The sequence below is a fragment of the Curtobacterium sp. 'Ferrero' genome (assembly GCF_002412165.1).
GTDB lineage: Bacteria > Actinomycetota > Actinomycetes > Actinomycetales > Microbacteriaceae > Curtobacterium.
Genome location: NZ_NXIA01000003.1, coordinates 193,036 through 213,835, shown reverse-complemented (window position 1 = coordinate 213,835; position 20,800 = coordinate 193,036). Strand labels below are relative to the sequence as shown.

General features: G+C 72.7%; 21 protein-coding genes and 3 tRNA genes. 11 read left to right on the top strand and 13 right to left on the bottom strand.

Features of this window, described 5'->3' with window-relative positions; translation table 11 throughout:
- Nucleotides 1-54: 54 nt before the first annotated feature.
- Nucleotides 55-1,518 (bottom strand): NlpC/P60 family protein, encoded by a 1,464-nt coding sequence (locus tag Csp2054_RS05030; protein ID WP_096898204.1) that lies wholly within the window; start codon nucleotides 1,516-1,518, stop codon nucleotides 55-57.
- A 33-nt stretch (nucleotides 1,519-1,551) separates the two neighbouring features.
- On the bottom strand, nucleotides 1,552-2,826 hold the full coding sequence (locus Csp2054_RS05025; protein WP_096898203.1) for a M23 family metallopeptidase: 1,275 nt from the start codon (nucleotides 2,824-2,826) through the stop codon (nucleotides 1,552-1,554).
- Nucleotides 2,827-3,128: 302 nt separating this feature from the next.
- On the opposite strand from Csp2054_RS05025, the gene Csp2054_RS05020 reads away from it, so the two are divergent.
- The 3 genes from Csp2054_RS05020 (at nucleotide 3,129) to Csp2054_RS05010 (ending at nucleotide 3,409) form a co-directional block, all read left to right on the top strand.
- A tRNA-Glu gene (locus tag Csp2054_RS05020) sits at nucleotides 3,129-3,201 on the top strand.
- A gap of 57 nt (nucleotides 3,202-3,258) precedes the next feature.
- Nucleotides 3,259-3,335, top strand: a tRNA-Asp gene (locus tag Csp2054_RS05015).
- 1 nt (nucleotide 3,336) lies between these two features.
- Nucleotides 3,337-3,409 (top strand) — tRNA-Phe (locus tag Csp2054_RS05010).
- 135 nt (nucleotides 3,410-3,544) lie between these two features.
- Here the strand turns inward: Csp2054_RS05010 and Csp2054_RS05005 are convergent.
- Nucleotides 3,545-4,555 carry an aldo/keto reductase family protein gene (locus tag Csp2054_RS05005; protein WP_096898202.1) on the bottom strand — a complete coding sequence of 337 codons (1,011 nt, stop codon included), beginning with the start codon at nucleotides 4,553-4,555 and terminating at the stop codon, nucleotides 3,545-3,547.
- A gap of 124 nt (nucleotides 4,556-4,679) precedes the next feature.
- On the opposite strand from Csp2054_RS05005, the gene Csp2054_RS05000 reads away from it, so the two are divergent.
- Nucleotides 4,680-5,672 carry an NAD-dependent epimerase/dehydratase family protein gene (locus Csp2054_RS05000; protein ID WP_096898201.1) on the top strand — a complete coding sequence of 331 codons (993 nt, stop codon included), beginning with the start codon at nucleotides 4,680-4,682 and terminating at the stop codon, nucleotides 5,670-5,672.
- A gap of 149 nt (nucleotides 5,673-5,821) precedes the next feature.
- Here the strand turns inward: Csp2054_RS05000 and rocD are convergent, their stop codons facing one another.
- Both rocD and ddaH read right to left on the bottom strand, forming a co-directional pair.
- Nucleotides 5,822-7,063, bottom strand: coding sequence for an ornithine--oxo-acid transaminase (gene rocD / locus Csp2054_RS04995; RefSeq protein ID WP_096898269.1), 1,242 nt, complete (start codon nucleotides 7,061-7,063; stop codon nucleotides 5,822-5,824).
- Between the two features lie 11 nt (nucleotides 7,064-7,074).
- Nucleotides 7,075-7,965 carry a dimethylargininase gene (gene ddaH / locus Csp2054_RS04990; protein WP_096898200.1) on the bottom strand — a complete coding sequence of 297 codons (891 nt, stop codon included), beginning with the start codon at nucleotides 7,963-7,965 and terminating at the stop codon, nucleotides 7,075-7,077.
- Nucleotides 7,966-8,208: 243 nt separating this feature from the next.
- Between ddaH and Csp2054_RS04985 the strand changes: the two genes are divergently transcribed.
- The 4 genes from Csp2054_RS04985 to Csp2054_RS04970 all read left to right on the top strand — a co-directional run bounded on the left by Csp2054_RS04985 (nucleotide 8,209) and on the right by Csp2054_RS04970 (nucleotide 10,623).
- Entirely contained in the window at nucleotides 8,209-8,646 is a 438-nt protein-coding gene (locus Csp2054_RS04985) for an Lrp/AsnC family transcriptional regulator (RefSeq protein WP_096898199.1), read from the top strand.
- An 85-nt stretch (nucleotides 8,647-8,731) separates the two neighbouring features.
- Nucleotides 8,732-9,064, top strand: a complete 333-nt coding sequence (locus Csp2054_RS04980) for a hypothetical protein (RefSeq protein WP_141399135.1) — start codon at nucleotides 8,732-8,734, stop codon at nucleotides 9,062-9,064.
- Between the two features lie 3 nt (nucleotides 9,065-9,067).
- On the top strand, nucleotides 9,068-9,889 hold the full coding sequence (locus Csp2054_RS04975; protein ID WP_096898197.1) for a nitroreductase family protein: 822 nt from the start codon (nucleotides 9,068-9,070) through the stop codon (nucleotides 9,887-9,889).
- Nucleotides 9,886-10,623: a YqjF family protein gene (locus Csp2054_RS04970; RefSeq protein WP_096898268.1), complete on the top strand. Its 738-nt coding sequence runs from the start codon at nucleotides 9,886-9,888 to the stop codon at nucleotides 10,621-10,623. Before Csp2054_RS04975 ends, Csp2054_RS04970 begins: the two co-directional genes overlap by 4 nt.
- On the opposite strand, the gene Csp2054_RS04965 is transcribed toward Csp2054_RS04970, so the two are convergent.
- Nucleotides 10,595-11,242, bottom strand: coding sequence for a hypothetical protein (locus tag Csp2054_RS04965; protein WP_096898196.1), 648 nt, complete (start codon nucleotides 11,240-11,242; stop codon nucleotides 10,595-10,597). The genes Csp2054_RS04970 and Csp2054_RS04965 overlap by 29 nt on opposite strands.
- Nucleotides 11,243-11,322: 80 nt before the next feature.
- Here Csp2054_RS04965 and Csp2054_RS04960 point away from each other — a divergent pair, with 80 nt between their 5' ends.
- Nucleotides 11,323-12,318 carry an SDR family oxidoreductase gene (locus Csp2054_RS04960; protein WP_096898195.1) on the top strand — a complete coding sequence of 332 codons (996 nt, stop codon included), beginning with the start codon at nucleotides 11,323-11,325 and terminating at the stop codon, nucleotides 12,316-12,318.
- A gap of 62 nt (nucleotides 12,319-12,380) precedes the next feature.
- A complete protein-coding gene (locus Csp2054_RS04955; protein ID WP_141399134.1) occupies nucleotides 12,381-12,671 on the top strand; it encodes a hypothetical protein in 291 nt (96 codons plus the stop codon).
- Between the two features lie 127 nt (nucleotides 12,672-12,798).
- On the opposite strand, the gene Csp2054_RS04950 is transcribed toward Csp2054_RS04955, so the two are convergent.
- From Csp2054_RS04950 to Csp2054_RS04935, 4 genes are all read right to left on the bottom strand, one after another.
- A complete protein-coding gene (locus tag Csp2054_RS04950; RefSeq protein ID WP_096898193.1) occupies nucleotides 12,799-13,335 on the bottom strand; it encodes a hypothetical protein in 537 nt (178 codons plus the stop codon).
- A 56-nt stretch (nucleotides 13,336-13,391) separates the two neighbouring features.
- The gene (locus tag Csp2054_RS04945; protein WP_096898192.1) at nucleotides 13,392-13,805 is read right to left on the bottom strand and encodes a hypothetical protein; all 414 of its coding nucleotides are present in this window, start codon (nucleotides 13,803-13,805) and stop codon (nucleotides 13,392-13,394) included.
- 133 nt (nucleotides 13,806-13,938) lie between these two features.
- A complete protein-coding gene (locus Csp2054_RS04940) occupies nucleotides 13,939-14,679 on the bottom strand; it encodes a tyrosine-protein phosphatase (protein WP_096898191.1) in 741 nt (246 codons plus the stop codon).
- Nucleotides 14,672-18,250 (bottom strand): proline dehydrogenase family protein, encoded by a 3,579-nt coding sequence (locus Csp2054_RS04935; RefSeq protein WP_096898267.1) that lies wholly within the window; start codon nucleotides 18,248-18,250, stop codon nucleotides 14,672-14,674. Before Csp2054_RS04935 ends, Csp2054_RS04940 begins: the two co-directional genes overlap by 8 nt.
- A 120-nt stretch (nucleotides 18,251-18,370) precedes the next feature.
- Between Csp2054_RS04935 and Csp2054_RS04930 the strand changes: the two genes are divergently transcribed.
- On the top strand, nucleotides 18,371-18,844 hold the full coding sequence (locus Csp2054_RS04930; RefSeq protein ID WP_176491563.1) for a MarR family winged helix-turn-helix transcriptional regulator: 474 nt from the start codon (nucleotides 18,371-18,373) through the stop codon (nucleotides 18,842-18,844).
- Nucleotides 18,845-18,882: 38 nt separating this feature from the next.
- On the opposite strand, the gene Csp2054_RS04925 is transcribed toward Csp2054_RS04930, so the two are convergent.
- The 3 genes from Csp2054_RS04925 to Csp2054_RS04915 are packed head-to-tail and all read right to left on the bottom strand — an operon-like array spanning nucleotide 18,883 to nucleotide 20,788.
- Entirely contained in the window at nucleotides 18,883-19,584 is a 702-nt protein-coding gene (locus Csp2054_RS04925) for a zf-HC2 domain-containing protein (RefSeq protein WP_096898189.1), read from the bottom strand.
- Nucleotides 19,581-20,093 (bottom strand): sigma-70 family RNA polymerase sigma factor, encoded by a 513-nt coding sequence (locus Csp2054_RS04920; RefSeq protein WP_096898188.1) that lies wholly within the window; start codon nucleotides 20,091-20,093, stop codon nucleotides 19,581-19,583. Before Csp2054_RS04920 ends, Csp2054_RS04925 begins: the two co-directional genes overlap by 4 nt.
- Nucleotides 20,093-20,788 carry a YceI family protein gene (locus tag Csp2054_RS04915; protein WP_096898187.1) on the bottom strand — a complete coding sequence of 232 codons (696 nt, stop codon included), beginning with the start codon at nucleotides 20,786-20,788 and terminating at the stop codon, nucleotides 20,093-20,095. Before Csp2054_RS04915 ends, Csp2054_RS04920 begins: the two co-directional genes overlap by 1 nt.
- Nucleotides 20,789-20,800 lie beyond the last annotated feature (12 nt).

Here is a 20,800-nt window from a genome sequence, read left to right as displayed (position 1 = left end):
GCCACCCGCTCGGAACCTGGTTCCGTTTGCGGGGGCCTGCGCCGTTCCGGTCCGCTAGAGCGAGCCGGTGGGGCGCGCGACGTACGGGAGCAGCTGGTTCGGCAGCCACACGGCACGCTCGACCACGCCGACGCCCGGGCGCGCGGCTTCGATCATCTGTCCGTTGCCGGTGTAGATCGAGTCGTGGTAACCACCGCTGGCGGTTCCGTTGCTCGAGTAGAAGAGGATGTCGCCGGGCTGCCGCTGCGAGAGCGGGACGAGCCGGCCGATCGAGGCGAAGTAGTTGTACTGCCACACGACGTTGTGGCCGCCGGTCGCGACGCCCTGGGAGTTGTAGGCCATCATCACCAGTCCCGAGCAGTCCCAGCTGTTCGGTCCCGCGGCGCCCCAGACGTACGGGTCGCCGAGCTGGGCGCGCGCGAAGGCGATCGCGCCGGCGGCACGGGACGGGGTGCTCGGAGCCGGCGTGGGCTTCGGTGTCGGCGCGGGCGACGGCTTCGGAGCGGGTTGGCTCGGCGTGCTCGGACTCGGGCGCGACGGCGTGCTCGGGCTCGTCGACGGCTGGGTCGTCGTGGTCCCGCCGCCGTTGGACGGCGAGGTCGTGGTGCTGCCCCCGCTCGACGGGGAGGTCGTCGTGCCGCCCCCGCTCGACGGGGAGGTCGTCGTGCCGCCCCCGCTCGACGGGGAGGTCGTCGTACCGCCGCTCGCCGCGCCGCTGGTCGAGCCGGAGCCGGTCGTGGTGCTGACGACCGGGAGCGCCGCGGCCGCCTGCTTCGCCTGCTCGGCGTTCCAGTACGCGGTCTCGGTCGCCACGCTCGTGCCCTTGAGGTAGGCCAGCTGCTGGAGGACCTCGCCCTGCTGCGCCTGCTCCCTGGTGACCCGTGCCTGCGCCGACGCCGCGATCGCGTTCGCCTCGTCGAGCTTGCGCTTCGTGGTCGTCGTGGCGTCGGCGAGTGCCTTCGTGGCGGCTCGCTGCTGGTCGGCGATCGAGTCGACGGTGTTCTGGTCGGCCTGGGCCGCTGCGAGCACGGTGGCCGAGTGCCCGGAGAGCTGCGCCATCGTGCCGACGCGGTAGAGCAGGTCCTTCGAGTCCTTCGCGTCGACGAGCATCGAGGTCGACAGGTCACCGCCGCCCGTGCGCGCGAGCTCGACGACGAGCGACGCGACCTGTCCGGCCGACGCCTTCGCCTGCCGCTCGGCGCGCTTCGCCTGGCCGTCGAGGGCGTCGAGCGTCGCCTGCGCCTCCTGCTGCTGCGAGGCGGCCATCGCGTAGGACTGGCCCGCCTGCATCTCCCGGACACCCGCGGCGTCCGCGGCGTCCTGCAGGTCCTGCAGCCGCGTGGTCAGCTCGTCGGCGGTCGACTGCGCCTCGGCCGCGTCCGCTTTCGCCGCTCGCACGTCGTCCCAGCTCGGCGCGGACGGCGTGGCCTGTGCCGGCACCGCGAGCGCGAGGGACAGGCCGATGCCGGCCACGGCCACGACGGCGGTGCAGGCGAGGGTGCGAGCGGACTGCTTCATGGTGGGGTCAACGCCTCCTGGCGACGCTCGTGCTCATACCGAGATCCCCCGCGCTGCCATGAAGGGGACCGGGTCGACGGCGGCGCCGTTCACCCGGGTCTCGAAGTGGAGGTGGCACCCGGTCGACCAGCCGGTCGAGCCGACCTTGGCGATCTGCTGCCCCGCGCTGACGTGCTGGCCCGCCGACACGAGGAAGCCCCCGTCGACGATGTGCCCGTACGCGGTCGAGATGCCGTTGCCGTGGTCGATGACGACCTCGTTGCCGTAGCCACCGCCGTTCGCCGCGAGGACGACCGTGCCCGAGGCTGCGGCGTAGATCGGGGCGTAGCACGCGGGCGCGAGGTCGACGCCGGCGTGCAGCGCGTAGGCGTGCGTGTACGGGTCGAGCCGGTAGCCGTACGCGCTCGTCTGGTACCCGCCGGTGGGGCGCACCCACCCGGACGAGGTCGGGGTCCCCCCACCGGTCCCACCCTGGCTCGTGGCGGCGGCCCGGGCGGCGGCGCGTGCCTGGGCGGCGGCGATCCGGGCCTGGCGCTCACGCTCTTCCTTGACGCCCTTGAGGTACTTCGCCTCGACGCCGTGCTGCTTCGTGGTCAGGAGGGTGAGCTGGGCCTCGAGACGCGACTGGTTGTCGTTCTGGGCGGCCACGGCGTCCTGGGCTGCAGCGGCCGCGCCCTGGGCTTCCTGCATCTTGTCCTGCGCGGACTTCGCCAGCGCGCCGAGGGCCTGTTTCTTCCGGTCGGCCTTGTCCGCGAGGCCCTGCGCGGTCCCGCGGTCCTGGCTGGCCTGCGCGTAGATGCCGTCCGCCTGCTCGGTCAGCTTCGACATCGCCCCGAGCTCGTAGAGCAGGTCCCCGGAGTCCGTCGGGTGGGAGAGCAGGTCCGTCGTGACGTTGTTGGCGCTCGCGCGGCCGAGCTGTGCCGCGAGCTGGCCGGCCTGCGCTTCCGACGCTGCGGCGGTCTTCTCAGCCTCGTCCGCCTCGGCCTGGAGGTTCTGCTGCTCGAGGGCTGCGGCGTCGTACTTGGTCTGCGCGGCCTGGTACGCCGTGCCCGCCTGTTCCGCTGCCTGCTGCTTGGCCTTCGCCTCGGACGTCAGGGTGGCGATGAGCCCCTTGATCTCCGTGACCTTGGCCTGCGCGGCATCGGTCGACGACTTCGCCTTCTGCACGTCGTCCCAGCTCGGGTAGCTCGCGGCACTGGCCGGGCCGCTCGGCGTGAGGGCGGCGACGGTCCCGGCGGCGAGCACGACGGCGACCGCGGCGGCGACGAGGCGGCTGCGGCGGCGGAGGGAGAGCGGTGAGGAGGACATGTGTCTCGATTTCGTAACAGCACGGCATGGCGCACGTTCGTAACACTGTTAACAGACGCAACAGTAACAACAGGTGCCGCACCGGGTCACCCCTCGTGCGAGGGGCAGCCGGAGCGACGACGATGCTTCCACGGGACGCATCGACGGCACGGATCGGAGCCGGGTGCTCCACGGTGAGTGAATGCCCGCGGCACCGATCGACCGGCGCGACACGCCGGGGATGACACGGCGAGGCGGCTCGATTTGTGAAACCCCGGGGGCATCCGTATGCTTGTCCATCGGTAGCGCACTGCACCGCTTGCGGCCCTATCGTTTAGTGGCCTAGGACACCGCCCTTTCACGGCGGCAGCACGGGTTCGAATCCCGTTGGGGTCACTCCACGTGAGTGAGCAGGCAAGCAGAGCAACACCGAGCAAGACAGTAATTCAACATGGCCCTGTAGCGCAGTTGGTTAGCGTGCCGCCCTGTCACGGCGGAGGTCGCGGGTTCAAGTCCCGTCAGGGTCGCCACGGCTGGATAGCTCAGTTGGTAGAGCGTTCGACTGAAAATCGAAAGGTCCACGGATCGATGCCGTGTCCAGCCACGGTGAAAGGCCCCCTACTCCGGTAGGGGGCCTTTTTGCGTTGGTCCGGATCGAGCGGCGGTGCGGTCGGGCCGCGACCGCGTCCAGGAGGCGCGGGGCGGGTCGGACCCGCCCCGCGCCTCCCGAGATGGGCACCTACGCCTCGCGCGTCTTCGGGCTGCTGTCGTTCGTCTTCGCCGGGTCGCGCTCGACGACACCACCGAGGGCCTCGTCGATCCGCGACATCAGCTCGTCGGGGATGGTGACCCCGGCCGCGCCGGCGTTGTCGTGCACCTGCTCCGGGCGCGACGCGCCGATGATCGCGGACGCCACGTTCTCGTTCTGCAGCACCCACGCGACCGCGAGCTGCGCCATCGACAGGTCCAGCTCGTCCGCGATCGGCTTGAGGCCCTGCACCGCCGTGAGCACTTCGTCGTTCATGAACCGGGAGATCATCTTCGCGCCGCCCTTGTCGTCGGTGGCGCGCGATCCCTCGGGCAGCGGCTGCCCGGGCTGGTACTTGCCCGTCAGGACCCCCTGGGCGATGGGCGACCAGACGATCTGCGAGATGCCGAGCTCCTCCGACGTCGGGACGACCTCGCCCTCGATGACCCGCCAGAGTGCGGAGTACTGCGGCTGGTTCGAGATGAGCTGGAAGCCGAGGTCCTTCGCGAGCGCGGCACCGGCTCGGAGCTGTTCCGCCGTCCACTCGGAGACGCCGACGTAGAGCACCTTGCCCGCGCGCACGACGTCAGCGAAGGCCTGCATCGTCTCCTCGAGCGGGGTCTCGTGGTCGAACCGGTGCGCCTGGTAGAGGTCGACGTAGTCGGTCTGCAGGCGCTCGAGCGAGCCGTCGATCGACTCGAGGATGTGCTTCCGCGAGAGCCCGGTGTCGTTGTGGCCCTTGGGTCCGGTCGGCCCGAAGACCTTCGTCGCGATCTCGAGCGACTGGCGCCGCTCCCCCTTCAGCGCCTCGCCGAGGACGGTCTCGGCGCCGGTGTTCGCGTACACGTCGGCCGTGTCGAACGTCGAGATGCCGACGTCGAGCGCCGCCCGGACGCACGCGATCGCGGCATCGTTCTCGACCTGGGAGGCGTGGGTCAGCCAGTTGCCGTAGGTGATCTCGGAGACCTTGAGGCCCGAGTTCCCGAGGTAGCGGTACTCCATGTGCGTGTCACTCCTGTCGTGGAGCGCATCGGTGCGCCCCGAACCGTGACGGTACGCGGCCGAGGAGGTGCAGGATCGCAGGGGCGCGGTGCACAGCGGCACCGCCGGGAGCGAAGGAGCATCCATGACCGGAGCGAGCGTGCTGTTCATCGGCGGGAGCGGCGTGATCAGCGCCGCGTGCGTCCGCGAAGCCGTCGAGCAGGGGTTCGACGTGACGGTGCTCAACCGGGGGACCACCGGGGGCAGGCCGATCCCGGAGGGCGTGACGCGCCTCCAGGCAGACGTGTCGGACCGCGCCGCCCTGGCGGACGCACTCGGCGACCGCCGGTTCGACGTGGTGATCAACTGGATCGCCTTCACGGCGGACCAGGTGCAGGCGGACGTCGACTTCTTCGCCGGACGGACCAGGCAGTACGTCTTCATCAGCTCGGCCTCGGCGTACCAGACGCCGGCGACGCACCTGCCGATCACGGAGTCGACGCCACTGAAGAACCCGTACTGGCAGTACTCGCGCGACAAGATCGCGTGCGAGGAACTGCTCATGGCGGCCTACCGGGAGCAGGACTTCCCGGTGACGATCATCCGGCCGTCGCACACCTACGACGAGACGAAGCTCCCGCTGACGGGTGGGTGGACTGCCGTGGCGCGGATGCGGGCGGGCAAGCCGATCATCATCACGGGCGACGGGTCCTCGCTGTGGACGCTCACGAACAGCCGGGACTTCGCGGTCGGGTTCACCGGGTTGCTCGACCGGGCGGAGGCGATCGGCGAGGCGTTCACCATCACGAGCGACGAGGCGCCGACGTGGAACCAGATCGCGGAGGAGATCGCGGCCGCTGCCGGGGTGGACGACCTGCGGATCGTGCACGTACCCGCGGATGCGATCAACGCGGTGGACCCGGAGTGGGGTGCGGCGCTCCTCGGGGACAAGGCGAACAGCTCGGTGTTCGACAACAGCAAGGTGCGCTCGCTCGTGCCGTGGTACCGGCCGCGGATCCCCTACCGGCAGGGCGTCCGCGAGGTCATCGCCTGGTACGAGGCACACCCGGAGGAGCAGGTCGTCGACGAGCGGCTCGACGGGCTGATGGACCAGCTCGCGGAGCGCTGGGCGGTGTAGCGGCGCGGCGCGCGGTCGCGGGTTGCCGGCGGCGGCCGGAACCAGGTTCCGGACACCACACCACGATTTTCCGCGGTGCTGTGTCCAGAACCTGGTTCCGGGGCGCGGCGGGGCCCACCGGCCGGGAGGCACGGCGCGCGCCCGCCCCGTCAGCTGCGGGCGCGCAGGACCTCGCCGAGCACGTCGATCGCGTGGCGCACCTCGTCGTCGGTGACGACGAGCGGGGGCGCGAAGCGGATCGTCGACCCGTGGGTGTCCTTCACCAGGACCCCGCGGTCGGCCATGTCGTGTGCGATCTCCTTGCCGGTGCCGAGTGCCGGGTCGATGTCGATCCCGGCCCAGAGCCCGGCAACCCGGTGCGAGACGACGCCGTGGCCGACGAGGTCGTCGAGGAGACCCCGGAGCGGCGGTTCGCCGTCGAGCGCCCGCTGCTGGAACGCGCCCTCGCCGAGCATCGCCACGACCTCGGAGCCGACGGCCGCCGCGAGCGGGTTGCCACCGAAGGTCGAGCCGTGCTCGCCGGGACGGAGGACGCCCAGGACCTCGCGGCGCCCGACCACGGCGGAGACGGGGACGATCCCACCGCCGAGCGCCTTGCCGAGCGTGATGAGGTCCGGCGTGACGCCGACGCGCTGCACCGCGAGGGTGTGGCCGGTGCGACCGAGCCCGGACTGGATCTCGTCGGCGACGAGCAGCGCGCCGAACTCGTCACAGACCTCGCGGACGGCCGGCAGGTACGACGCCGGCGGGATGACCACGCCGCCCTCGCCCTGGATCGGCTCGAGCAGGACGGCGACGACGGTCTCGTCCATCGCCTCGCGCAGGGCAGCGGCATCGCCGTAGGGCACGGTGCGGAACCCCGGGGTGAACGGTCCGAAGTCGTCGCGCGCCGTCGGGTCGTCCGAGAACGACACGATCGTGGTCGTGCGGCCGTGGAAGTTCCCGGACGCGACGATGATCGTGGCACGGTCGGCCGGGACGCCCTTGACGCGGTAGCCCCAGGCGCGGGAGACCTTGATCGCGGACTCGACGGCCTCGGCGCCCGTGTTCATCGGGAGCACCATGTCGGTGCCCGTCAGGTCGGCGAGCGCCTCGGCGAACGGTCCGAGCCGGTCGTTCACGAACGCGCGGCTCGTCAGGGTCACCCGGTCGAGCTGGGCACGGGCGGCGTCGAGCAGCCGGGCGTTGCCGTGGCCGAAGTTCACCGCGGAGTACGCGGCGAGACCGTCGAGGTAGCGCTTGCCGTCGACGTCCGTCACCCACGCCCCGTCGCCCGACGCGATGACGACGGGCAGCGGGCTGTAGTTGTGGGCGAGGGCGCGGTCCTCGACGGCGAGCGCCGCAGCGGTGGCGGTGCCGTGCGAGGCGGCGGTGGCGTGCGACGCGGACATCGCGCTGGCCATCAGGACCGCGCCACCGAGTTGCCGGTGCCGACCGGGTGTAGGTCGAGGGTGCAGCACTTCACGCCGCCGCCGCCGAGCAGGAGCTCGGACAGATCGACGCCGATCGGGTTGTAGCCCTTCTCGCGCAGCTGCGACGCGAACGTGGTCGCGCGGGACGCGATCACGACGTTGTACCCGTCGGAGTACGAGTTGAGGCCGAGGATCGCGGCGTCCTCCTCGGTCGCGATGATCGCGTCCGGGAAGCGCTCACGCAGGATCGCGAGTGACGGCTCGTCGAAGGCGCTCTCGAGGTACGCGATGTTCGAGCGGCCGGAGGCGTCGGGCTCCGGGTCGAGCACGGCGATCGCGGTGTCGAGGTGGTAGAAGCTCGGGTTGATCAGCTTGAGCGTGACGACCTCGCGGCCGTAGATCTTCGCGAGCTCCTCGTGCGAGGTGCTGTCGGAGCGGAAGCCGGTGCCGGCGAAGATCGTGTCACCGACGAGCAGGAAGTCGCCCTCGCCCTCGTTCGTCTCCTCGGGCTCGGCAACGGTCAGGCCGGCGCTGCGGAACCAGTCCATGTACGCGGGACCCTCGGGCTGGCGCTCGGGGTACTGGAACTTCGCGCCGTAGGCGACGCCGTCGAGCACGAACCCGCCGTTCGCCGCGTAGACCATGTCGGGCAGGCCCTCGATCGGCTCGATGTACGAGATGTCGAAGCCGAGCTGCTCGTAGACGTCGACGAGCGACTGCCACTGCTGGACGGCCTTCGACGTGTCGGTCGGGTCCTCCGGGTGCATCCAGGGGTTGATCCGGTAACTGACCGTGTAGTGGGTCGGCTTGCACATCAGGATCGTGCGCTTGGTGGCGACCCGGGTCGGGGTGGCGAGGGATTCGGGAGCGGTGTTCGACATCAGTCCTCCTGGAGGGACCGGGGCCCGAGCCTGCCAGGAACCACCACTGGACGAGTTGCAGAGCTCCGGCGAGATGCAGGCTCACTCGCCGTAGCGGACCAGGTCGACGCCACGACGAGTCTTGCACGAACAGTCCACCTGGTGCAGTCACGAGGCGGTCACGAGGTGGCACCCGTTCGGGTGACGCACGGATCGTGCGCCGCGGCCACCGTCCGTGCAAGAAGTCCGCGTAGCATTGGTGCAATGGATTCGCTCGACCACCGCATCCTGGACCGCCTCCGGGAGAACGCCCGCGCCGGCTACGGCGACATCGGGTCGGTGGTCGGACTCTCGGCCTCGGCCGTGAAGCGCCGCGTCGACCGGCTCGTCGCCGACGGCGTCATCCAGGGGTTCACGATCAAGGTCGACCCCGCCGTCGAGGACCGCGGCACCGAGGCGTGGGTCGAGCTCTACTGCCGCGGCACGGTCTCCCCCGACGAACTCCGCTCGCTCCTGGACAGCGTGCCCGAGGTCATCGACGCCGGCACGGTCACCGGGAGCGCCGACGCCGTGGTGCACATGCGCTCGAAGGACCTCTCGGCACTCGAGCTGGCCCTCGACCGCGTGCGGCTCGCCCCGCAGGTCGACCACACGCGCAGCGCCATCGTCCTCTCCAAGCTCGTCACCCGCGAGTCCGCCTGACGACGGGGCGCACCCGACGCGTAGGTTCGCCCCTGTGGGACGGAAGACGACGGACGGGAGGCGCGGCGTGCCTCCAGGACGGTCCGTGGCGGCCCGGCGCATGGTCGCCGCCGCCTGCGCCGCGTACGCGGCCAACTGCCTCTGGGGCACGGCCGTGGCCGTGCGCCTCATCCGGACGAAGAAGCTCCGTGTGGTGCACCACGGCCTCTTCGTCGTCACCGCCACGCTGACCGGGGCCGCCGCGACGACGCCGGTCTGGACCCGCGACCGCCGCGCGCTGTTCCTGCTCCCGGCGCTCGTGCCCCTCGCCGTCGCTCCACGCACGAACCCGCGCTCCGGAGCACACTGGAGAGTCGCGGTCGCCGCCGCACCGTCCTACCTGGGGGCGCTCCTGGCGGGCCGGCGACCAGAGAGGTGAGCCGTGGAGCTCTTCGAAGCCATCCGACGTCGACGCACGACCAACGGGGCGTTCCTGCCGGACCCCGTGTCCGAGGAGCACCAGCGGCTGCTGATGGAGCTCGCGGGGCGGGCTCCGTCGCAGCTGAACAGCCAGCCGTGGCGGTTCGTGCTCGTCGAGGAGCGGTCGACGATCGACCGGGTGGCCGAGATCAGCGGGTCCTCGATGACGCGGACGATGGCCGCGGGCACTTTCTTCGAACGCTACAAGCCGTACTTCCGGTTCTCGCAGGCCGAGATGGACGAGCGCCGCGACGGGATGCTGTTCGACAAGCTCCCCGGACCGCTCAAGCCCTTCACGAAGCAGGTGTTCACGAAGCGCGGACAGCTGCTCATGAACACCCTGCGGGTGCCGCAGACCCTCGGTGAGGAGAACCGGAAGCTCGTCGCCGGGTCGCCGCTGCTGCTCGGGGTGATGCTCGACCGGCACGAGTACCGGAAGGAGGAGCTCTCGGGCTTCTACTCGGTGTTCAGCATGGGTGCGGCGATGGAGAACATCTGGCTCGCCACCACCGAGCTCGGCCTCGGCATCCAGTTCGTGTCGTTCCCCATGGAGACGCCGGGTGCCTGGGAGGAGATCGAGGGGTTGCTGCGGGTGCCCGAGTCCCTCGAGCTGATGGCGGTGTACCGGATCGGGTACCTGCCGCCCGAACGCCGTCGGCCGGCGATCGACTGGACGTCGAGCGAGCGGAAGCGGCCGTCGCAGTACGTGTTCCGCGGGACGTGCGACACCCCGCAGCAGGGGTGGGACGACGTGGCACCGTCCGGCGGGGCGGACCCGCGGTGACCGCCGTCTCGGCCGTCGCTCCCCGGCTGCCGGGTCGGCCGTGGATCCAGCAGGACTGGCTCGACGTCGTGTTCGTGCACTGGCGCGTCGACGTCTCGGCGGTCGCTCCGCACCTGCCCCCGGGGATCCGCCCGGACACGCTCGGCGTCGACGGCACCGACGACGGCGTCACCACGTGGGTCGGGCTCATCGCCTTCCGGTTCACCGACACCGCGTTCCCGCCCGTCAAGGTCGGACGTGTCGGGGACTTCGTCGAGGTGAACGTCCGCGTCTACACCGTCGACGACCAGGGCCGACACGGCGTCGTGTTCCTGTCGCTCGACGCCGGGAAGCTCCTGCCCACGCTCGGCGCCCGGGCCGCGACGGCGCTGCCGTACTGGTGGGCGCACGCCGAGTTCCGCCGTCCGGAGCCGGACCGGGCGGCGTACGCGATGCGGCGGCACGGGACGCACACGCGGTCCATGGTGGACGTGCGGGTCGGTGCGCGGATCGAGGAGCCCACCGCTCTCGAGACCTTCCTCACGGCACGGTGGGGCATGCACGTGGCGCGGTTCGGCCGGACCCGCTTCTGGCCGAACGAGCACGAGACCTGGCCGCTGCACCGCGCATCGCTCGTGCACCTGCGCGACGACCTGGTCGCCTCGGCGGGACTGCCGTTCGGACTGACCGGACTCGAACCGGACTCGGTGCTCTACGCCCCCGGGGTCACGACCCGGTTCGGCCTGGGTCGCTGAGCAGATCCGCACGCTGACGCCCCGCTGCGCGCCACCGCAACACCGCGACGACGACGGCCGCCGGGACGATCACGACGCTCCACCCGATCCACCGCGCCCCGAGCCGCCCGTCGACCGCCGGGACCGTCCACGCGACGACGGCGAAGACGATCGACGCCAGCGCGACGGCAGCGGCCGCCGATGCCCGGGCCCGGAGCTCGAACCGCGTCGGCGAACGGCGTCGCCACATCGAGGCGATCGTCGGACCGACCACGAGCCCGGTGACGACGACCTGCGCTCCGACCGAGAGGCCGAACACCGCCAGGGCCACGGCCGCGACGCACCAGACCACGACCTTCGTCCGGTGCAGGCGTTCGGCGGAGGTCCGGTTGGGGTACCAGTAGGCCCGGCGACCGACGACGGCGAGGACGGTCGAGCCGGCGAGCCCGACACCGCCGACGACGAGGGCGACGGGCAGGGCGGGCAGCAGGAGCCACGCGCCGACGGCGATGACCAGCGATGCCGCGAAGGCCAGGGCTGCCGGCGGCCCCCACCACTGCTCGGGGACGAGCGGCGTCCACCGGACCCAGTCCGGCTCGGCCCTGTCGGGCGGCGCCGCGGGCTCCCCTCCGGTGTCCATGGCCCCATCATGGTCCCCCAGGCCCGTTCGGGCGCGCTGCCTGGACGGTCACGCAGTACCGCCTCGGTACAACGGGAGGCATGACTCGAGTGGCAGTGGTGACCGGTGGATCGGCAGGACTGGGACGGGCGACCGTCCGGGAACTCGCATCGCGCGGCTGGGACGTCGCGATCGTCGCGCGCGGGAAGGACGGCACCGACGCGGCCGTCGCCGAGGTCGAGGCCGCGGGACGACGCGGGCTCGCCGTGCTCGCGGACGTGTCCGACCGCCAGGCCGTCGAAGCCGCGGCGGACCGCATCGAGCAGGAGCTCGGCGAGATCGACCTGTGGGTCAACGACGTCATGGTCGGCGTCTTCGGGCGGTTCCTCGACACCGACCCTGATGACTTCGAGCGGGCCCTGCGCGTGACCTACCTGGGATGCGTGAACGGCACGCGCGCGGCGCTCTCCCGTATGGTCCCCCGCGACCGCGGTCAGGTGATCCAGGTCGGCTCCGCGCTCGGCTTCCGGGGCATCCCGCTGCAGGCCGCCTACTGCGGCGCGAAGCACGCGATCGTCGGGTTCACCGAGTCGGTGGTCTCGGAGCTCGAGCAGCAGGGCAGCCACGTCGCGATCTCGCGGGTGGACATGCCGGCACTCAACACCATCCAGTTCCAGTGGGTGAAGTCGACGCTGCCGCACCACCCGCAGCCCGTCGCCCCGATCTACCAGCCCGAGGTCGGCGCCCGGGCGATCGCCGCGACCGCCGAGCACCCGCGCCGCCGGACCTGGGTGGGCGAGTCGACCGTCTACACGATCCTCGGCAACCGGATCAGCGCACGCTTCGCCGACTGGTACGCCGCGAAGACACTGGTGTCCGGTCAGCAGGCTCCTCGGAAGGACGGCGACCAGCTCGGCACCAACCTGTACGAGCCGATCGCCGGCGACCACGGCGCCCACGGCGTGTTCGACGACTCCGCGCACGCCTGGTCGCCGCAGACCTGGTGGGTCGAGCACCGTCGGCTGGGCAACGGCATCATCGGTGCCGTGCTCGGTGCCGCCGGGGCGGTCGCCCTCGCCGCGGGTCGGCGGCGGTGACCCGGACCGGGACCGGCCGCACCGGCGCGGCCGTGGAGTCCGTTCGCTCCGCACTCGGTGCCGTGCACGCGATCCGAGCGCTCCGCGGTCACCCGACACCGGTGCTCGACGCGGTGCTGGCGGTCCGGCAGCTCGGTCAGGCCGTGCTCGTCCGACGATCCGAGACCCCTGACGCCCACACGGCGAGTGCCCTGGTGGACGCGCTGCACGGCGCCTCGATGGTGCCGGTCGTGCTCGTCAGCCGTCGGCTCCGCCGGTTCGCGACCGTCCAGCTCGTCGTGGCCGTGGCGCTCGCGGTCGCGGAGGTCGTCGCGGTGGGACGCCCCGCCCGACCCGGGGCGCACCGCCGCTGAGGAGTGGTCGACGCGCGCCCGGCTGGCTCTGTCGGCCGATGGTGGTGCGGATCACCGTTGGAACACGAGCGGGGTGCGGCTGCTCGACGCACCCCGCTCGCCGTTCCTCGGGAGGATGGTTGTCCGATCAGTTCCCGGTGAGGCTGAGGAACGAGGTCGGCGCGGTCTGGCGCAGGTCGGTGGACAGCACGATCCGCCCGGCGCTGTCACCCGTCGGGACGCCGACGAGCTGCTTGCCTCCGAGGCCCTCGAGCGCGAGCTTGCCGCCGGCCTCGAACGAGAAGGTGTTCATCGCGAGGTCGGACTTGCAGAACGCCGCGTCGCGACCGTTCACGTAGCCGCTGCTGCTCGAACCCTTCGACCCCATGGCGAGGCATCCGGAGCCGTCCTGTGCCCACAGCTCGACACCGCCGCGGACCGGCTGGACGTCGAACGTGGCGGCGGCGGCACGCGCCTGGGCGGCGGTCGTGAAGTAGTCGACGGTGCCGATCTCGTCGGTCACGGCGATGTACGGCAGGCCGTGGAGGGCGCCGACGCGGTCCTGCGCGACGAGCTGGACGTGTGCGGGCTCGGCTGCCTGGGCCGCGCCCGAGAGCGCGAGGCCGCCGGTCGCGGCGGAGAACGCCGTGACGGCGACGGCGGCGATCTTGAGGGAGGTCTTCACTGGATGGTTCCTTCTGTGTGGGGAGGAGGGAGGGGGGAGGGTCGTTCGACCGGGGATCAGAACCGGGGGAGGAACTGGCCGTCGACCGTGTAGGTTCCGGTCGCGGAGCGCTGTCCGTCGTGCAGCTGCACTGCGGTCACGCGGTCCTGACCGGCGAGGAAGCGGCCACCGGGGACCGCCGCGGCGAAGAACCCGGCATCGGTCGCGGTCACGACGGTCGTGTGCCCCGCGTAGGTGATCTCGACGCGGGCACCAGCGGCGACGTTCTCGCCGAGGAGCTCGGGCGTGCCGGACCCGTTGAGGGGGCTGAGGACGGTGTCGATCCGGGGGGCCGCCGACGGGGAGACGGTCGACGCCGGGGTCTCCCAGGGCAGGCCAGCCGACTCAGCTGCCTGCGCGGGAGCGGTCCCGACGGCGATCGCCCCGAGCGCGGCAGCTCCGAGGACTGCGGACGTGATGATGCGACGCATGCATGTGACCTTTCTATTTCATATGTTGCATGATGAAGCACCATGGTAACCGATCCAGCGGCACGAGTCCGCGCGTTCGCTGGACGTGCAGGCCGCCGCCGGGGCGGCTACAGACCCGGACGGGAGGCGCGGCTCACGCGACGTGCGCACGGAACGTGCGCAGGGCCTCCAGTCGGGCGTCGTCGAGGCCGGAACGGGCGCGGAAACGGTCGACGTCGAAGCCGTCGACCACGGCGCGGAACGCGCCCTCGACCGTCGTTCCGTGCTCGGCGCAGAGCGCCTCGATCCGTTCCTCCGGGTCGGGCACGCCGATCGACGCGAAGAGGGCGGGTGCGGCGTCGACGGTCCGCAGGTGGTCGGCGACGATCGCCTCCGGCTCGACGTCGGCGACGGCGAGCAGGGCCAGGGCGACGATGCCGGTGCGGTCACGGCCGCCAGCGCAGTGGAACAGGACGGCGCCGGCCGGGGCGTCGGCGATGGCACGGAGCGCCTGACCGGTGCGCTCGGGGAGTTGCTCGAGGTGCGGGCCGTAGTACAGCGGGGTTCCGACGAGACCGGTCTCCCAGTACGCGCTCCAGAACCCGGGGTCGTCGTCGAGTCCGTCGTGGTCGACGGCCACCGTGGTGAGCCAACCCGGCCGCGCACCGGTGTCCCGCGCCCGTTCGGAGGGTGCTCGGAGGTCGACCACGGTCCGGATGCCGGCGTCGCGGAGCGCCTGCCACCCGGACGGGGTGAGCCGGTCGATCCCCTCGGACCGGAAGATGCGTCCGCGCGGTGTCGTGCCACCGCCCCGCACCGCCAGGCCGCCGAGGTCGCGGGCGTTGAACAGCCCCTCGGCGTGCAGCGTGCGGTCGGAAGCCGCCGGGTCAGACACGGAGCTCCTGCAGGTCGGGGTCCGGGTCGCCGAAGCGGTGCACGGTGATCGACACGGACTGCTCGCGGAGGAAGGGCAGCATCTCGAGCAGGCCCGACTCGACCACCGGGGCGTCGTGCACGGCGGTGTCGATGCTCGCGCCCAGGGCTTCCTCGAGCGCGAGGGGGTCGCCGCCGAGCAGGCGGATGCGGCTCCCCGGTCCGCCGAACGCGGTCGGTGCGGGTCGGTCGTCGGGCTGTGCGAGCACCTGGTCGAGGGCGTCCTGCTGCTGGTCGTCCGGGTCGGACCAGCGCGTGCCGAACACCGCACCGGAGGCGGCGCGCGCCAGGAACTCCGCGTCGGACTCGACGAGGTGGTCGACGACGTCGAGCGGGGACCGGGCGGAGGCGAGCAGCTGCGTCAGCGGACCCGGGAGCGGACGCGCGGTGCTCAGGAGGACGTGCGCCCGAGCGGCGGTCGCGGCGACGAGCACCCGGACGAGGTCACCGGTCGGGGCGTCCTCGGCGTGCCGGACGATGACGGACTGCGGGCGGTACCGGAGGACCTCGCGGCGGACGGCCGACCCGGCGGTGTCGTGCGAGCGGCCGAAGTGTTCCTGACGGGCACGGACGTCGCTCAGCGCCCCGGCCCGCACCTGGTCGAACTCCTCGAAGGACAGGCCGCTCCGCGACGCCTCGATGACCGCCGTCACGCGCGGCGGCAGTCCGTGCAGCTGGATGCTCTTGTGGACCGCACGCTCGGTGCGCTCCCAGCGGCCGAGGGTGACGACGGCGGTCGGGCCGCCGCTCCGCGTGCCCGTGCCGATCGACGAGCGCTTCCAGCCGCCGAACGGCTGCCGACCCGCGACGACGCTGCCGGGGGCGCGGTTCACCACGAGGTTGCCGGCGCGGACGGTGGCGAGCCAGTCCGCGACCTCGTCGGCGTCGAGCGAGTGGATGCCCGCGACGAGGCCATGGTCGGTGCCGTTCTGGATCGCCACGGCCTGCTCGAGGGTCTCCGCGCGCACGATGCCGAGCACCGGCACGCCGGACGGGGTCTGGTGGAGGTCGCTCCCCGGCCGGACACCGTCACGGATGCCGGGCGACCAGAGCCGACCGGAGTCGTCGAGCGGTTCGGGGCGCAGCAGCCATGACTCCCCCGGCCCGAGCTCGGTGAGCGCGGCACGCCCGGCTCCCGTGGGCTCGGCGATCAGCGGTCCGACCTGGGCCGTGGGGTCGTCCGGCCACGCCACCCGGAGGGTCCGGGCGGCGTCGACGAGCTGCCGACGGAACCGCTCGCTGGTGCCGACCGAGCCGACGAGCACGACCAGCGAGGTGGCGGCGCGCGCCTGTCCCGCACGACCGAACGCGGACCAGACGACGTCCTGCACGGCGAGGTCGACGTCGGCGCTCGGGGTCACCACGACGGTGTTCACACCCCCGGTCTCGGCGGTGAGCGGCAGGCCGGCCCGCCACCACCGGAACGAGCGGGCGGTGTCGGCGGAACCGGTCAGCAGGACACGGTCGACGACCGGGTGCGCGATGAGCTCGCGTCCGAGCGCGCCCTCTTCGAGGTCGACGAGCTGCAGCAACGAGTGCGGGACGCCGGCGTCCCAGAGCACGTCGGCGAGGAGTGCGCCGCTGCGCTTCGCCCGTGGAGCCGGCTTCAGGACGACCCCGCTGCCGGCCGCGAGCGCCGCCACGACGCCGCCGGCGGGGACCGAGACCGGAGCATCCCACGACGGGACGACGACGGTCAGGCGCGGTGGCAGGTACCGGGCGCCGTCGCCGTCCGTCGTCGCGAGCAGACGGGCACTCTCGGCCGCGGCGTGGGCGGCGTCGACGGCCTCGGTCACGTCGGCGTCGGCCTCGGCGAAGGTCGCACCGGTCTCGGCGACGACCACCTCGACGAGGTCGGCTCGGCGGGTCTCGAGCTCATGCCCGATCAGGTCGAGGAGCTCGGCCCGGTCGGACGGGTCCTGGCGACCCCAGTTCACGCCGGCCTGGGCGGTGCGGGCCACGATGCGCTCGAGCGTCGAGCGGTCGAGCACCCGCGCGCCACGGATCGTCTGGGCGCCGAGCTGCGACCGCGGTACCCGGCGCAGGACGTCGAGCGCCCAGGAACGGTTCGCGGCGGTCGACGGATCCGTGTCGGGGGCGCGCCGGAACCCGTCTCGGTGCTCGGGCTCGCCGAGCGGCGCCCGACGGTCCTGCGTGCGGTTCGTCGCCGGCACCGGTTCGTCGAGGGCGGCGACGGCGGCGAGGTGGCGGCCGCGCTCGCGGTCGAGGACGCTCGCGTCGCGGGCGATGTCGAAGGCGCCGGACGCGGGGTCGTCGGGGTCGGCGGTCTCCTGCAGCCGCCGGACCAGGTACGGGATCGCGGCGTCGAACTCGTCGGGGTGCACGACCGGGGTGGACAGGACGATCCGGCCGACGTCGGCGCGGACCGCCTCCGCGAGGGTGGCCCCCATGCCGAGGACCGTCTCGTACTCGACCGCGTCGGACACGCCCCGTCGTTCGGCGAGGACCCGGGCCGTCGCGAGGTCGAACAGGCCGTGGCTCGCAGCTCCGATCCGCACGGCGTCGGTGCGTTCGGGGGTCAGGGCGGTGTCGAGCAGCCGGAGCCAGGCCGTGTCGGTCTCCCGCGTGCTGCCCCACGTCGCGAGCGGCCACCCGTGCAGGTCCGCGTCCACCTGTTCGCGCCGGACGACCTCGGCCCCCTTGGTGAGGCGCACGCGGACCGGCGCACCGCCGCGTGCCCGACGGGCCTGCGCCCACGCCGTCAGGTCGTCAAGGGCGCCGGCGGCGTCGGGCAGGGACGCGGGGACGGTGACGCCGCCGACGAGGTCGGCGAACTCGTCGCGGTCGAGCAGCGTGCGGAAGACCGCCAGGGTGACGTCGAGGTCGCGGTGCTCGTGCACGTCGAGCGTGACCGACGCCTGCGGTCGGCCGGACCGCTGCTGGTCGGCCGCGGTCCGGAACAGCGGCACGAGCCGGTCGACGGCACGCTCGACGGTCTGGTCGAACGCCCACTCGGCGCGCTGGGGCACCGCCGTCCCCACCGTGGTCGAGACGCGGTCGACGTCGTCGCGCGCCAGCAACTCGTCCGTCCGCTGGAGCATGCGGTCGCTCTGCGCGCTGCCGAGCACGGCTCCACCGAGCGGGACCACGTCGAGGGTCGTGCCCTCGCCGCCGACCCGCGCGAGCGCCGCCGCGGTCTTCGCCGGGGTCGCGTCGACCACGAGGTGTCCGGTCATGCGCCGCAGGATCCGGCGCACGGTGGGGATCACGGCCCACGGCGCCATGGTCGCGAAGCCGCCGCCGAGCGAGACGGCGCCACGGAGGTACCACGCGAGGGGGTCGGGGACGTCCTCGCTGATCCGCTCGAGGTGACCGGCCGCGACCCGCGGGTCCTCCGGTCGGATCACCCGGTCGACGAACCCGCGCGCGAAGTCGAGGCCGTGCTCGTCCCGCAGGACCTCGGCGAGCCGCGCGGCACCGGGGTCGGGCTTGGCCCCCGCCGACGCCGCCGTCCACCGGCGCACGAGGGCGACGGCGTCGTCGGTGCAGTCGGCGATGCTGGGGCTGGGCATGCCCTCGATCGTATGCCGGGCCTCCGACGCCACCTCGGAGCGCGCCGAGCGTCGGCCAGGAGTCATCCGGACGGACGAAACCGGGCCGATCCTGGGTGTTCCGTGGATACGCTGTCGAGCATGGCGACGCAGGACGACGAGGGGCACGACTGGGCCACGTGGGACGCCTACCACGACGCCTGGCGACGGTTGGACCGAGCGCTCGACCACGCCGTGCAGGAGGGCGCCGGCATCTCGATCCCGGAGTTCGAGATCCTCATCGGGCTGCACCGTGACCCGGACCACCGGCTGCGGGTCCGGGACATCGCGACCGGCATCGGCTGGGAGAAGTCGCGCGTGAGCCACCAGGTGACGCGGATGGTCGCCCGCGGGCTGGTCGAACGGGCCGACTGTCCGACGGACGGGCGTGGCAGCTGGGTGTCGATGACCGCCGAGGGACGACGGGCCGTGCTGTCGGCGATCCGCGCGCACACCGGTGCGCTCGAGGAGCTGTTCTGGAGGCCCGTGGGGACGGACGCCGCGGTCGTGCGGTCCGTCAGTGCGCGCGTCGACGCCGCGATCGGACCGGTCGTCGACGAGGCCGACGCGGGCTGACGCCCGCTGCGTCCCGGGCGTCCCGGGCGTCGTGGACGCTAGAGGTCCACGTCCGCGAGCACCCGGTCGTCGCCCCGGAGCCGGACCTGCACGCTGGCGATGTCCGCACGGGGGACGTCGGTCGAGGCGGACAGGCCGCGGGCGTCCTCCCCCGCGGCCGACCACGACGCCACCGTGACCGTCGACCCGTCGGAGCGGACGACGACGAGGTCGTACATCACCGAGGCGTCCGTCGCCCACGACCGCCCGCCGTACGAGCAGCCCCAGTCGAAGCGCGTGCCCCACGGCTCGCCGCTCACCGCCAGGTCGACGTCGAGACCGCGCTCGCCGACCAGGTCGTACCGGTCGGCGGTCGCGCTGGTCCCCCGGGCCTGCACGTCCGACGGGTCGACCCGCGCCGTGCCCACGGCCAGGCCCCCGAGCACCGCGGCCAGGACGGCGGCGGTGATCGTCGCCCCCACCCACACCCGGCGGCGGCGACGACGGCGCCGGACGCGGTGCGCGACGGCGGCGAGGGTGCTCTCGGGACGCGTGTCGGGCCTCCCGTCGGGTTCTGCGATCTCGACCGCCTGGTCGGCCGGCAGCCGGGACAGCAGTCCGGGCAGGCCGACGAGCTCGGCGACGGCGGCCGCGCAGCGGTCGCACGTCTCGAGGTGCCGCTCGTACTCGAGCCGTTCGTCCGCCGGCAGCGAGCCGAGCACGTAGGCGGCGTCCCAGTCGGCGTAGCGGTCGTCGCTCATCGGGTCACTCCTCGTTCCTGCAGTGCGAGCCGGAGGGCCCGCAGGCCGTAGTGCAGCCGCGACTTCGCGGTGCCCTCGGGGATGTCGTGCCGCCGGGCGATCTCCGGCACGGTGTGGCCGAGCCAGTACGCGTCCACCACCACCCGGCGGTGCTCTGGGCTGAGGGAGGCGAGGGCGTCCGCGACCACGATCCGGTCGAGGACGGCGTCGGTGCGGTCGGCCTCCACCCGGTCGACGGGCTGGTCGGTGCCGTGCTCCCGGCGGCTGTGGGCCGACCGGGCGTCGTCGACGACGAGGTTCCGGGCGACGGTGAACAGCCATGCCCGCACGCTGTCGGGGGACCGCTCGAGCACCGCCGGACGCTGCCACGCGCGCACCATGGTCTCCTGGACGACGTCGTCCACCGTGTGGCCGTCCCGCGTCAGGTGCCGGACGTACCGGGTGAGCGCGTCGCCGTGCTCACGGTGGAGCGCCGCGAGCAGCTCGTCGGCGGGACGACCGGTGACCATCAGCGCTCCAGGTCGAGCGAGAACTCGACGGAACCCTTCGGGTCGACCGTCACGAAGCCGAGCGACGGGGCCTGCACGCCGTAGTCCTCGAAGGTGATCGGGATGCTCCCGGCGACCTGCACCGTGCCGTCCTTCGTGACGCCGACCTGGGCGTCGGCGGTGACGGCCTGCTCGACGCCGTGCAGCTCCATCGTGCCGGTGAGGGTGACGTCCTGCGTGGAGCCGTCGAGGGCACCGGAGACGTCGACCGGCTGCGTCAGCGTGAACGTCGCCGTGGGGTGCTGGTCGGTCTGCAGGGCGGTGTTCCGGAAGTACTCGTCGCGGGCGGACTCGGGCGTGCTGATCGTCGCCACCTGCACGGTGACGGTCGCCTTCGTCAGGGAGCCGCCGCTGACCTCGGCGGTGCCCTCGACGTCCTTCGTGCGTCCGACCACGGTGACATCCTGGCCCTGGAGCACCTCGTGCACCCGGTAGCCGGCGAACGAGTCGCCCGCGGACTTCCAGGTGCCGTCGGCGTCGGCCGCGGAGAGCGTGCCACCGCCCGACGGCTCGGCGCTGAGCGACGGGGCTGCCGCTGCCTGGCCGTTCACGGTGTTCGCGTAGATGACCGGGCCGGCGATCGCGGCCGCAGCGCCGACGACCACGACGCCGGAGGCGATGCCGATGATGACCTTGGTGCGTGTACGGAGTTCCATACCGAGGACACG

What these genes read in the sequence shown, in the direction of transcription:
- Csp2054_RS05030 (WP_096898204.1), bottom strand. Translation starts at nt 1,518, where the DNA reads ATGAAGCAGTCCGCTCGCACCCTCGCCTGCACCGCCGTCGTGGCCGTG.
- Csp2054_RS05025 (WP_096898203.1), bottom strand. Translation starts at nt 2,826, where the DNA reads ATGTCCTCCTCACCGCTCTCCCTCCGCCGCCGCAGCCGCCTCGTCGCC.
- Csp2054_RS05005 (WP_096898202.1), bottom strand. Translation starts at nt 4,555, where the DNA reads ATGGAGTACCGCTACCTCGGGAACTCGGGCCTCAAGGTCTCCGAGATC.
- Csp2054_RS05000 (WP_096898201.1), top strand. Translation starts at nt 4,680, where the DNA reads ATGACCGGAGCGAGCGTGCTGTTCATCGGCGGGAGCGGCGTGATCAGC.
- rocD (WP_096898269.1), bottom strand. Translation starts at nt 7,063, where the DNA reads ATGTCCGCGTCGCACGCCACCGCCGCCTCGCACGGCACCGCCACCGCT.
- ddaH (WP_096898200.1), bottom strand. Translation starts at nt 7,965, where the DNA reads ATGTCGAACACCGCTCCCGAATCCCTCGCCACCCCGACCCGGGTCGCC.
- Csp2054_RS04985 (WP_096898199.1), top strand. Translation starts at nt 8,209, where the DNA reads ATGGATTCGCTCGACCACCGCATCCTGGACCGCCTCCGGGAGAACGCC.
- Csp2054_RS04965 (WP_096898196.1), bottom strand. Translation starts at nt 11,242, where the DNA reads ATGGACACCGGAGGGGAGCCCGCGGCGCCGCCCGACAGGGCCGAGCCG.
- Csp2054_RS04960 (WP_096898195.1), top strand. Translation starts at nt 11,323, where the DNA reads ATGACTCGAGTGGCAGTGGTGACCGGTGGATCGGCAGGACTGGGACGG.
- Csp2054_RS04945 (WP_096898192.1), bottom strand. Translation starts at nt 13,805, where the DNA reads ATGCGTCGCATCATCACGTCCGCAGTCCTCGGAGCTGCCGCGCTCGGG.
- Csp2054_RS04935 (WP_096898267.1), bottom strand. Translation starts at nt 18,250, where the DNA reads ATGCCCAGCCCCAGCATCGCCGACTGCACCGACGACGCCGTCGCCCTC.
- Csp2054_RS04930 (WP_176491563.1), top strand. Translation starts at nt 18,371, where the DNA reads ATGGCGACGCAGGACGACGAGGGGCACGACTGGGCCACGTGGGACGCC.
- Csp2054_RS04925 (WP_096898189.1), bottom strand. Translation starts at nt 19,584, where the DNA reads ATGAGCGACGACCGCTACGCCGACTGGGACGCCGCCTACGTGCTCGGC.
- Csp2054_RS04920 (WP_096898188.1), bottom strand. Translation starts at nt 20,093, where the DNA reads ATGGTCACCGGTCGTCCCGCCGACGAGCTGCTCGCGGCGCTCCACCGT.
- Csp2054_RS04915 (WP_096898187.1), bottom strand. Translation starts at nt 20,788, where the DNA reads ATGGAACTCCGTACACGCACCAAGGTCATCATCGGCATCGCCTCCGGC.